We start from the raw sequence: 11,663 nt of genomic DNA on the forward strand, positions 1-11,663 counted from the left end.
AAGCTCTAATTAAGTAGGGCTTCATTTTTTATTTGTTTATATTTATATGAGATATGTGAAAACACATATGAAGTGACTTAAGCTTCCTAAGATAATAAATATATGGAATATTTCATGAAAACCAAACTTACCTAATTGAAGTTTTTTAGGCTTTATTCCATATATAACACCACCTACTGTGTAAAGAACACCTCCAAGTACTAATAAAAATAAACTAATAGGATTTAGTACTTGTGATAATGGTTTAATCATAAATATAGCAGCCCATCCTAGACCAATATAAAGAGATGTTTGTAACCATCTTGGGCAATTAAACCATAACATCCTAAATAATATGCCAGCTAAAGCTATAGAAGCTATAGTTGTAAAAAATACAGTTCCTTTTGAACCACCTAGAGCAATTAAGCAAAATGGTGCATAAGAACCAGCTATTAAGATAAATATCATAGAATGATCTAACTTTCTAAGTCTAAATATTATTTTTTCACTTGTTATTACGCCATGATAAGTTGCAGAAACACTATATAGTAAAATTAAGCTTATACCAAATATAACTACAGAAACAATTGCTACATTAGATGCATTATTAACTAATCCTTTTGCTAGCATTGCAATTAATGCAAATAGTGATAAAATTGCACCAACCCAATGAGTTAAACTATTTATAGGTTCTCTTAAATACTTTTCCAAAAATGAACACCCCTTTACATGTAGTTTCGAAAACTATGTACTGTTATTATTATATTAATAATATAAATTTAAAAAGTCAAAGTCTATAATATCTCAAATTTTTAGGAAAATTTATATATTTTATTAAATTCCTTGAAATATCTAACTGATACTAGTATATTTAAATATAGATATATTAATAGGTAGTTTGCAAAACTACATGGAGGTACATATGGATATTAATGAATTAAAAGAAAAATTTAGTGAGCTGAATTTACAAAATCAATTAACATTAGATGAAATACCTGAGATAGATTTATATATGGATCAAGTAACACAGCTTTTTGATAGTAAGTTTAATGAAACTAAGAGAAATGAAGATGATAAGGCATTAACAAAAACTATGGTTAACAATTATGCTAAAGGAAAACTTTTAATGTCTGTAAAAAATAAAAAGTATAGCAAGGAACACTTACTTTTAATGAGTCTTATTTATAATTTAAAGGGAGCGTTATCAATAAGTGATATAAAGAGTTCATTAAATAAAATAGTTATATCCTTAGAAAATGAAGAAGATTATCCAATAAGAGAATTATATAAATTGTATTTAAAACAATATGGGGAAGATTTAAAAGATGTAGAAGGTTCAATTGAAATAAAATATGATAGTATTGAAAATATGATAGCAAAAGAAGAAAATTTAAGTTCTGATGAATTTGAAAAAAACTTTTTATTGCTTAGTTCATTTATTAATATGAGTAATATGTATAGAAGAATGGGCGAAAAGTTAATAGATGATTATTTTAATAAATTATAAGAGGTAGTTTATGAGGCATTATAGCATTTTAAAAGAAGAATTAAGAAGAATAGATGGTAAGGGATATAAAGCATATAAGGACTTACAAGGCGAATATGACTTTAAAAGTTATATTTTATGCATTGATCATGTTCAAGGAGATCCTTTTGCATCTCCATCAAGAGTTAGAGTTGTTATTGATAAAAAAATAGCTGATTTCCCAGAAAATTTATTAAATGAAAAATATAAAAGAATTGCAGTTTCAGATTTTATAACTAGACTATTTTATTCAAATATAAATAAGTATAGTGAAAGAATATTTGGATCAGGAAAAAGTGGATTAATTACAATAAGTAAGTGTCCTCAAGAAATATTGGAGAGAACTTCAATAATAATAAATAAAAATAACATAGAAGCAAGATTTTATGTTGGTTTTCCAGCTAGAGGTAGAAGTGTATTAGCTAAGGAGTTAGAAAAGATATTATATAATATTGTTCCTAATATAGTAGAAAATACATTAATATATAAGAATATTAATAAGAATAAGCTTATTGATAGGATAAGGATGATGGAAGATCAAGAATACATCAGAGCTAACCTTAAGAAAAACAAATTAATTGCTTTTGTGGCCAATGGATCGATACTTCCAAGAGAAAGTGGAGTTTCATCAAGACCATTAAAAACTGCTAAAAAATTTAAATCACCTAAAAGCTTAGAAGTAGAATTTAATTTGCCTAATAGAGGCTTAATAAAAGGGATGGGAATAAAAGAAGGTATAACTTTAATAGTAGGTGGTGGATATCATGGAAAATCTACTATTTTAAATTCATTAGAGCTTGGAGTATATAATCATATCGAGGGTGATGGAAGAGAATTTGTTATAACTGATAATACTTCTGTAAAAGTTAGAGCAGAAGATGGAAGAAGCATTAAAAATACGGATATATCATTATTTATAGATAACCTGCCAAATGGAAAAGACACAATAAAGTTTACAACTGAAAATGCCAGTGGAAGTACATCTCAAGCAGCAAATATAATTGAATCAATTGAGAGTGGTGCTAATGCATTGTTAATTGATGAAGATACATCTGCAACTAATTTTATGATTAGAGATGACTTAATGCAAAGATTAGTTTCAAAAGAAAAGGAGCCTATAACTCCATTTATAGAAATAGTTAAGCCATTATATGAACAAAAAAATATTTCTACAATTTTAGTAATAGGAAGTTCAGGAGATTATTTTGATGTAGCAGATTGTATTATTCAAATGGATAATTATGAAGCAAAAGATGTAACTAAAGAAGCAAAGTCATTAATGAGAGGCGAAATAAATAAGAGAATTAAAGAAAAGGATATAAAGATAAACATAAGTTTTGATAGGAAAGTAGAAAAAGGAACTATAGAAAGCACCCATAAAGGTGTAAAAATAAAAACTATGGGAGTAAGCTCAATTATTATAAATAAAGAAGATATAGATTTAAGATCAGTTGAGCAAATAGTAGATAATGAGCAACTAAATTCAATAGGTGCTATTATGAAGTGGGCAGAAGATAATATGATGAAGAAATCATTAGCTTTTGAAGAAATGATTGATTATATATATGAAGAGATAAATAAAAAAGGATTAATTTCTATAGATAAGATATATGGTGGATCTGGAAGTTTATCAATGCCAAGAAAACAAGAAGTTATGGCTGCTTATAATAGATATAGAAAGCTTATATTATAAGAAGAGTCATTAATTTACAAATATTATTTATATAATCAGATAAGAATAAGTTGTATCAAAATAAATTTTGATATTAGCCGATGAAAAGTGAAGTTTTAATTAAAACTTCACTTTTGGTGCATATATATAATATATAAAAGTTTATATTTAAGTTTAAAAACGTCTTTAAGTAAGTAAAATCAATGGTTTAAAAGGAATTAATGAAACGGGATACCCTTTATAAAAATAAGAGATTAACTTTTTAAGAGAATAAAGTTCACTTGAAATTGAATAAATTTTAGGAGTATTTCTTATGAATGAAAAAGATATATTTATAAGATTTAACAGGGTTAACTATAAAGAAGAAATTAATTGGTGTAAAAATTAACGATAAAATAATTAAATATTTTAGGTTAATAACTTATCATATAGATTGTAAAATAATCCATAGGATTTTTATTTATTTAGAATATGAATTAATAAATAAGGTAAAGGGAGAGATTTTATGTTTTTATATAAAAATACCATGGATAAGTTAAATGGTTTTGCAAAAAAATATAGATGGAATGAAGAAAAGGAGAACTTTCTGTATTTAATATTAGTCATTTAGGTGAATATTATGGAGAAGATGTAACATTTGAATCTGGGGGAGCAGGGCTTGTATAAACTATTGATGACTACAGTCATTTTGCTATGATGATGGTTAATAAAGGTGAATATAATGGTAAACGAATATTAGGCCGTAAAACTATAGAGTTTATGGCACAAGATAGATTAGCTTCAGATCAAAATATGGATCCAAAGGAAAATGTGGTATTTATGTATTTTATTCAAAGATGCGATTCTAGAGTTACACCAATTGTTAGAAAGCTTAGAATGGCTACTTATGCAGCATTAGAATAATATATTTAAAATTAAATTTGATTAGTAATTTATATAGATGAGTTTATTTTAGTATAAACTCATCTATTATACTTTAAAGATATTTTATAATTTCTTTAATAGTGCTTTCATTTCTTCAACACCTTTACTTTGTGTAGTTACAATATTTTCAGCAAGCTTTCTAAGCTCAGGATCCTTTGTATATTTTAAAATATCTTTTGCCATGCCAATAGCACCTTCATGGTGATATATCATTTCTTGAAGAAAATTAGCATCAACATTATTAGTTATTTCAACACCTTGCATTTCCTTAAACATCTTATCTTTTACTTTATTATATTCTTCTAGATATTCTTCAGAGTCTGCTTTACTTGAAGGTTTTTCTTTTTCAAATTTAGCTTTTAGTTGCTTCATAATTGGAATTTGTGCTTCTTGAGAAGTAATGATATTTTCAGCAATTTTTTTTACTTCTGGATTAGAGCCATATTTAACGATTGCTTTTGCCATATTTATGCCACCCTCATGGTGAGGTATCATTTCTAAGACAAAGTCTAAATTAACATTTCCAGTATTAGGTGCAGCATTCATAGACTTCATCATATTATTAAATATTGTTGTGTATTCTTCATTATATCCTTGCTTTTGGTTAAAAATAATAGAATTATTAATATTAGCAGAGACCTTTTGAAGTGGTGAAATAAAATTAATATTTGCAATTGATGTTGATATCAATAGCGATAAAAGTAATGTTTTCATAAATATCCTCCTAAGACGTATTCATAGTTAGTATTTAATAAAAAAATAAATATATACTAACGAATAAGGTTAATAGTAAGGAGATAAGTATTAAATTACCTACATGAAATTATTTATTTAAAATTTCAATAATTTCTGTTAATCTAGAAATTTCATAAGTAGGCTTAAAATTAGTTTTATTTTCAATTTTACATGTATTAAGCCAGCATGTATCTATACCAAAGTTTATTCCGCCTTGAATATCTGATGTTAAGCTATCACCTATCATTAATACCTTGCTTTTATCATTATAATTTAGATTATTTAAAGCGATTTTAAATATATCAGAATTTGGTTTTGATACACTGACTTCTTCGGATATTATAATATCATCAAAATATTTAGCTATACTAGATTTTCTTATTCTATTACTTTGAACATCTGATAGCCCATTAGTTATTATAGAAAGTCTATAATTTTTACTAAGTTCTTCTATAAGAGTAAAGCTTTCCTCATATAAGATTGAAGAATGAGATAAATGCTTTAAATATGATTTAGAAAATTCAAGTTCATCAAACTTTATATTTAATTCATGAGATAATCTTTTAAATCTCTCAACTTTTAATTTTTCTTGAGAAATAAGACCACATTCAAATTCTTTCCAAATAGCAGTATTTATATCAGAATATATTTTAAGATGATAATCTTCTCTATAATCAATATTAAATTCTAAAATTGACTTTTCAAAAGCATATTTTTCAGATTCCCTAAAATCAAATAATGTTTCATCTGCATCGAATATTATAACTTCATATTTCATAAAAGTCCCCCTAGTGTATTTATTTACATAATTATAAATATAGCATATAAATTCAATAAATATTTAATATTTAATTAAAATATATAATTTCAAAATTTACATTTGATTATAACTAAATTACAATATTTATATTAATTAATATATGACATATGTTATTATAGGAGAAATTATGAGAAGAATATCAGATAGAAGTCTTTTAAAGTACTATATTGATAAACATAATATAGAATAAATATTAGATTAAGAAATTATAGATTATGCTTAGCTTCATTTTTATGAGAAGGAAGAATATATATTACAGGCACAAGATGATCTTGAATATTATTATTTATTTGTAGATGGTAAGATAAAGATATCGTATCTTTTGAAAATGGTAAATCAATGTTTTTAAAGTTTTATAGTAATTTTAATTCAATAGGAGATATAGAATTATTAAAGAATACTAAGATACTTTGTGATATTAATGCTATAGGTGATACATATTTAATGGCAATACCGTCAGATATAATTAGAAAGAAGTTCCTGGGAAATATTAAATTTACAAGGCATTTAAATAGAACGTTTAAAGAGTTAGAATCAGAATCAATTATAAGATGTAATAATAAGAAAATATAAATTTTAGATGAACAAAGACTAAGAGATTTATAAAAATGTATATTTATAAAATCCTTCTAAGAATTTTTATGATAATTATTCATTAAGAAAAATATATTAAAGTTTTGATATATAAATAGTAAATTGATATAATATTTTTAATTTGATTTATATAATATGAGAATTTTATATTTTAAATAGAGAGATAAAGCTAAAATAGATTGGGAGTGAAGATATGAAGGAATTAAAGGGGATAGAAGAAAAAATTTTGGATAGAGCATTATATCTTTTTGGAAAAAATGGATCAACTAATGTTTCAATTAGAACAATAGTAAAAGAAGCTGAAGTAAATGTAAGTGCAATAAATTATTATTTTGGCAGTAAGGATAATATGCTGAAATATGTTAAACAATTTTATATAGACAATATTACTCAAGCATATTCGCCATTAGATTATGAAGAGTTAAGTAATGAAGAGAGGCTTATTAGATGCGCTAATGAAATTATAGAATATTCGTTAAGATATCCTGGTGTACTTGTTATGAATAAGGAGGCCACTGATTCAAAAGAAAAGGATGAAATGGATGTAAAGATAATTGAAACTACAAAAGAAAAAAATAGAAAATTGGATAGTACATTGATAGAGGTTTTAAATTGTGAAGGCGAGGAAGTTAAATATAAAAGAGCTATATTTATTTCGTCTATTATATATCCATTTATGGGCGAAGATCATGAATTTTTTGGTGAGGAAATATCAAATAATATAGATTCAAGACTTAATTACATAAAATATATACTAAAGATGTTAAAAGGAAATGATATGAAAATGTAGGTTATTATCTCATTTAATAAATGAGATAATTTTTTTGTTAAAATTAAAACAAAATGTTTGAAACGTATTGATTTAATTTTAACAAAGTCATATAATGAATGTGAGGGAAATATTGAAAATCAAATTTTGGAGGTAGCGAAATGGCATTTAATGATCTTTTTAGTCCAATAAAAATTAGAGGAATGGAAATAAGAAATAGAATTGAATTTCCTGCAATGGGAACAAAGATGGTAAAAGATGAGAAGGTAGTTACTGATCAGCTTATAAATTACCATGCTGCAAGATCTTTAGGAGGAAATGGCTTAAACTTCACAGAAGTATGTTCTGTATATGATAAAGCTGCACCGAAAAACTTTTTAGCACTATCAGATGATAAATATATTCCAGGAATGAAAAAGCTTGCTGATGCAATACATGAAGGTGGAGCAAAGGCAGGAGTACAATTATGGCTTGGTGGTTCAGCTGTATTATTTGGAGATCAAACTTCAATGGTAGTAGTTCCAAGTGATTTTAAAGTTGAAGGAACAGACTATGTTATAAAAGCTGCAAGCAAGGAAATAATAAATGAATGTATTAAGGCTTTTGGAGATGCAGCTAAACGTGCTGTAGAAGCAGGATATGATACTGTAGAGTTTCATGCTGGACATAATTACACACCACACTCATTCTTAAGTAAGGCTTTTAATAAAAGAATGGATGAATACGGTGGAAGCTTAGAAAATCGTGCTAGATTTTTATTAGAGTGTATAAAATCTATAAGAGAAAACATACCAGAAGATATGCCTTTATTTATGAGAATAGATGCTCATGATGATTGTGTAGAAGATGGACTTACTATAGAAGAGGTTATTCAATTTTGTAAATGGGCTAAAGAGGCTGGAGTAGATGTACTTGATGTATCACGTGGAAATTTTTCAAGTGCAGCTGTAAAATATGAAGTGCCACCAGTTGACGTACCAAGAGGATTTAATGTTGAAAATGCAGCAAGAATTAAAAAAGAAACTGGAATGATTACTGTTGCTGTTGGAAGAATTAATGATCCAGAGCAAGCAGATGAAATAATTAGAAGTGGAAAAGCAGATATGGTTGTTATGGGACGAGCTCAATTAGCTGACCCAGAATTCTGTAATAAAGCTAAGAATGGAAATGTTGATGATATAGTACGTTGTGTTGGATGTAATCAAGGTTGTTATGATGGATTTACTAATCCAGATGCACCATTTATAACTTGTATGAGAAATCCTGCTTTAGGTAGAGAAGCCGAATTTGTTATTAATAAAACAGATAATCCTAAAAATGTATTAATAGTTGGTGGGGGAGTAGCTGGATTAGAAGCTGCTATAGAATTAAAGGATAGAGGACATAATCCAATCTTATGTGAAGCATCTGATTCACTAGGTGGACAATTTGTTCTTGCTGGTGCAGCACCAAGAAAAGAAGAAATGAAGGAAGCTGCTATAGCAATGGGAGAAATGGCTAAGAGAAAGGGAGTTGAAATAAAATTATCAACACCTGTTGATGCTGAAGTAATTAAGGATATAAATCCAGATGAAGTTATAATAGCAGCTGGTGCAGAACCAATAAAGTTAAATGTACCAGGAGCAAATTTACCTCATGTAACTAATTCTCATGATATACTTGCAGGAAAAGCGAAGGTAAATGGGGATATAGTTGTAATTGGAGGAGGCCTAGTTGGCTTAGAAGTTGCTGAGTATTTATCAGGAAATGTTAATAAAATTACTGTAGTGGAAATGCTTAATGAAGTAGCAAAGGATTTAGGGCAATTAAGAAAGATTTGTGTTATGGAAAGCTTATATCATGAAGGAATTAAGACCATAACTGAAGCAAAATGTGTTGAAATAAAGGAAAAATCAATAGTTATAGATAAAAATGGAGTAGTTGAAGAAGTTCCATGTGATTCAGTTATAGTTGCAATAGGAGCAAGATCTCGTAATTTTGAATCAATATCTGACTATTGCAAAGAAAATAATATACCATATCACGTAATTGGAGATGCAGTTAGAGCTCGTAGAGCACTTAATTGCATAGAAGAGGCATCTGAAGTAGCAAGAAGAATTTAATATATTAAATATGTAGTGGTATCTATAATTTAGGTGCCACTTTTTTTATATAAACATTCAAGTGTTATTAAAAAACATTAATAGGTTGAATTGGAAAATTTAAAATGATAATATTTTAATGAGTGAAATGTGTATGAAAGGGGTATAATCTATGGAAGAATTTATAGATGTATTGCAAGATTATATTTTGCTTATAAAAGATGGGAAAATAAAATTCTATAATAAATCACTAAGAAATTTATTAGGAGATAATTTAAAAGAGTTAAATGACCTTAACATATTAGAACTACTTACAGACAAAGATAAATCAGATAGATACATAATTATTAATGATAAAAATGATAAAGAAGTTATATTTCAGCCTATTATTAAAAATATTATTATAGAGAAAACGGAATTAAGCTTGATAACTCTAAAGGAATTAAAAAGTAAATCGTATAATATAGGTGATTTAGAGTTGATATTAGACAATATACCGTTAATTGCCTGGATAAAAGATATAAATGGTAAATATGTATATGCTAACAAGAGATATGCAGATGTCTTATGTATAGATAAATCTGAGATAATAGGAAAAGATGATAGTTATATTTGGGACATAAATCAATCAAATATATTTAAAAATGAGGACAGGAAAATAATAGAGGAAAAAGGTTATTTTGTTATGCCTCAAAAGTTTAATATAGGAAATAAATACATGTGGCATAATGTAAGGAAATTTTCAGTTTTAGATGAATGTGAAAAAGTAAAATTTATTATGGGATTTGCTGATAATATAAGCGATAAAATTACATTAAATGAAAAGAAAAGTGTATTAGAACATGAAATACAAATGGAAACTTTAAAAAATGAATTTTTTACAAATATATCACATGAGTTTAAAACCCCATTAAACATAATAATTAGTGCAAGCAAATTGATTAATACATACATAGAAAATAGAGCTAAAGAAAACTTAAATGATATAATTCTTAAAAAATATACTAAGTCAATAGAGAAAAATGCTTTTAGGTTAGAACGATTAGTAAATAATTTAATAGATATAACAAAAATTGATTCTGGAGATTATGAAATATCTATAAACAATTATAATATTGTATCATTAGTAGAAAATATAGCTTTAGCAGTAGTAGATTATATTAGATCTGAAGATATATCAATAATATTTGATACGAATAAAGAAGAAAAAATTGTAAAGTGCGATAAGGAGAGTATTGAAAGGATAATATTAAATTTATTATCTAATTCAATAAAACATATTCATGGAGAAGGAAATATAGTAGTTAATATTAATGCATATGAAGATTATGTGGATATAACTGTAAAGGATGATGGTGAAGGGATTCCTAAAGAATATATAGAGAATGTTTTCAATAAATTTGGACAAGCAGATAAGAGCTTGTCAAGAAAACATGAAGGTAGTGGATTAGGCTTATTTATAGTGAAGTCGTTAGTAGAAATGCATGGTGGACTTATTAACATAGAGAGTGAAGTAGGTGTTGGGACTGAAGTTACAATAAGACTATATTCAAATGAACTAGAAAATAGTAAAGAAGTTAATGCGGAAGTAGAGGAGCTCATTAATAAATGTGGTAAGGAATTTTCGGATATTTATTGCATTTAATTTAGTTCTATTAATATATATACATATTTAAATTTATAAATCACGAAATATATGAATATAATAGTATTAATATCCATCTAATGATTTTTATGTAAATTATATAACTAAACCTTTAATTGTAATATAATAAAATTAATATGTTATGAGTGGAAATAATTTATAAAAATGTTTAATGTATATGGAGGGTTTATGGCAATAAAAGTTAATATTCAAAAGCCAAAGTTCCTAGATGAGCTTGAAGAAGTAGAAGATATCACAGAGGAAATAATTGAAGCTGATAAGATTCAAAATAAAATAGTAGAAAATATAGCAATAGAAAATATGATTAGTAAAGGAATTACAATAGATTCTTGTATATTTAAGAATGTAGTATTTGAAAGTTCATCACTTAGAAATATTGACTTATTAGATACAAGATTTGAAAATTGTGATTTATCTAATGTTGATTTAGGTGATGGGAGTATACATAGAGTAGAGTTTATTAACTGTAAATTACTTGGAGCAAAGTTAGATGAGTGTAATATAAAGGATGTCGCGTTTCGCGACTCCCTAGGAAAATATATAAATTTATCTTATTCAAAGCTAAAGAATGTATGTATAGAAGATTGTAATTTCAAAGAAAGCATATTTCAACAGGTTAAATTTGATAAAGTTAGTTTTAATAATACAGATTTAACTGCTTCATATTTTAATAAAACATCATTAAATAAAGTGGATTTGACCACTTGTGATATAACTGAAATAGATGTTGAAATAAGTGATTTATCAGGTGCAATTGTAACTAGCATTCAGGGATTAGATTTAACTAGATTAATGAATATAGTAATTAAGTAATAAGATACAACTATTATTTTTATAAAAAAGAAGACAGTATAGAGTTTAAATTGATTAAATTCTATACTGTCTTTTTATATATTTA

10 protein-coding genes and 1 pseudogene are annotated in these 11,663 nt (G+C 26.3%); 8 read left to right on the forward strand and 3 right to left on the reverse strand.

Features of this window, described 5'->3' with window-relative positions:
- Positions 1-42: 42 nt before the first annotated feature.
- Positions 43-690 (reverse strand): hemolysin III family protein, encoded by a 648-nt coding sequence (locus CSBG_RS16750; RefSeq protein ID WP_008681402.1) that lies wholly within the window; start codon positions 688-690, stop codon positions 43-45.
- Between the two features lie 211 nt (positions 691-901).
- Here CSBG_RS16750 and CSBG_RS16755 point away from each other — a divergent pair, with 211 nt between their 5' ends.
- The 3 genes from CSBG_RS16755 to CSBG_RS16765 all read left to right on the forward strand — a co-directional run bounded on the left by CSBG_RS16755 (position 902) and on the right by CSBG_RS16765 (position 4,079).
- Entirely contained in the window at positions 902-1,486 is a 585-nt protein-coding gene (locus CSBG_RS16755; protein ID WP_008681403.1) for a DUF1836 domain-containing protein, read from the forward strand.
- Between the two features lie 10 nt (positions 1,487-1,496).
- On the forward strand, positions 1,497-3,197 hold the full coding sequence (locus CSBG_RS16760; protein WP_008681404.1) for an ABC-ATPase domain-containing protein: 1,701 nt from the start codon (positions 1,497-1,499) through the stop codon (positions 3,195-3,197).
- Between the two features lie 672 nt (positions 3,198-3,869).
- Positions 3,870-4,079, forward strand: coding sequence for a hypothetical protein (locus CSBG_RS16765; RefSeq protein ID WP_008681405.1), 210 nt, complete (start codon positions 3,870-3,872; stop codon positions 4,077-4,079).
- Positions 4,080-4,163: 84 nt separating this feature from the next.
- On the opposite strand, the gene CSBG_RS16770 is transcribed toward CSBG_RS16765, so the two are convergent.
- Complete coding sequence (locus CSBG_RS16770) at positions 4,164-4,814, reverse strand: DUF305 domain-containing protein (RefSeq protein ID WP_008681406.1); 651 nt, start codon at positions 4,812-4,814, stop codon at positions 4,164-4,166.
- A 109-nt stretch (positions 4,815-4,923) separates the two neighbouring features.
- Positions 4,924-5,613 carry a YjjG family noncanonical pyrimidine nucleotidase gene (locus tag CSBG_RS16775; RefSeq protein WP_008681408.1) on the reverse strand — a complete coding sequence of 230 codons (690 nt, stop codon included), beginning with the start codon at positions 5,611-5,613 and terminating at the stop codon, positions 4,924-4,926.
- 169 nt (positions 5,614-5,782) lie between these two features.
- On the opposite strand from CSBG_RS16775, the pseudogene CSBG_RS16780 reads away from it, so the two are divergent.
- The 5 genes and pseudogenes from CSBG_RS16780 (at position 5,783) to CSBG_RS16800 (ending at position 11,578) form a co-directional block, all read left to right on the forward strand.
- A pseudogene (locus CSBG_RS16780) lies at positions 5,783-6,228 on the forward strand (cyclic nucleotide-binding domain-containing protein).
- A 214-nt stretch (positions 6,229-6,442) separates the two neighbouring features.
- Positions 6,443-7,039: a TetR family transcriptional regulator gene (locus CSBG_RS16785; protein ID WP_008681410.1), complete on the forward strand. Its 597-nt coding sequence runs from the start codon at positions 6,443-6,445 to the stop codon at positions 7,037-7,039.
- Positions 7,040-7,179: 140 nt separating this feature from the next.
- The gene (locus CSBG_RS16790; protein WP_008681412.1) at positions 7,180-9,120 is read left to right on the forward strand and encodes an NAD(P)/FAD-dependent oxidoreductase; all 1,941 of its coding nucleotides are present in this window, start codon (positions 7,180-7,182) and stop codon (positions 9,118-9,120) included.
- 151 nt (positions 9,121-9,271) lie between these two features.
- Positions 9,272-10,744, forward strand: a complete 1,473-nt coding sequence (locus CSBG_RS17850) for a PAS domain-containing sensor histidine kinase (RefSeq protein WP_008681413.1) — start codon at positions 9,272-9,274, stop codon at positions 10,742-10,744.
- Between the two features lie 189 nt (positions 10,745-10,933).
- Complete coding sequence (locus CSBG_RS16800) at positions 10,934-11,578, forward strand: pentapeptide repeat-containing protein (protein ID WP_008681414.1); 645 nt, start codon at positions 10,934-10,936, stop codon at positions 11,576-11,578.
- Positions 11,579-11,663: the final 85 nt, after the last annotated feature.

The sequence above is a fragment of the Clostridium sp. 7_2_43FAA genome (genome assembly GCF_000158375.2).
GTDB classification, from domain to species: Bacteria; Bacillota; Clostridia; order Clostridiales; family Clostridiaceae; genus Clostridium; species Clostridium tertium.

What these genes read in the sequence shown, in the direction of transcription:
- CSBG_RS16765 (WP_008681405.1), top strand. Translation starts at nt 3,870, where the DNA reads ATGATGATGGTTAATAAAGGTGAATATAATGGTAAACGAATATTAGGC.
- CSBG_RS16775 (WP_008681408.1), bottom strand. Translation starts at nt 5,613, where the DNA reads ATGAAATATGAAGTTATAATATTCGATGCAGATGAAACATTATTTGAT.
- CSBG_RS16785 (WP_008681410.1), top strand. Translation starts at nt 6,443, where the DNA reads ATGAAGGAATTAAAGGGGATAGAAGAAAAAATTTTGGATAGAGCATTA.
- CSBG_RS16760 (WP_008681404.1), top strand. Translation starts at nt 1,497, where the DNA reads ATGAGGCATTATAGCATTTTAAAAGAAGAATTAAGAAGAATAGATGGT.
- CSBG_RS16790 (WP_008681412.1), top strand. Translation starts at nt 7,180, where the DNA reads ATGGCATTTAATGATCTTTTTAGTCCAATAAAAATTAGAGGAATGGAA.
- CSBG_RS16800 (WP_008681414.1), top strand. Translation starts at nt 10,934, where the DNA reads ATGGCAATAAAAGTTAATATTCAAAAGCCAAAGTTCCTAGATGAGCTT.
- CSBG_RS17850 (WP_008681413.1), top strand. Translation starts at nt 9,272, where the DNA reads ATGGAAGAATTTATAGATGTATTGCAAGATTATATTTTGCTTATAAAA.
- CSBG_RS16770 (WP_008681406.1), bottom strand. Translation starts at nt 4,814, where the DNA reads ATGAAAACATTACTTTTATCGCTATTGATATCAACATCAATTGCAAAT.
- CSBG_RS16755 (WP_008681403.1), top strand. Translation starts at nt 902, where the DNA reads ATGGATATTAATGAATTAAAAGAAAAATTTAGTGAGCTGAATTTACAA.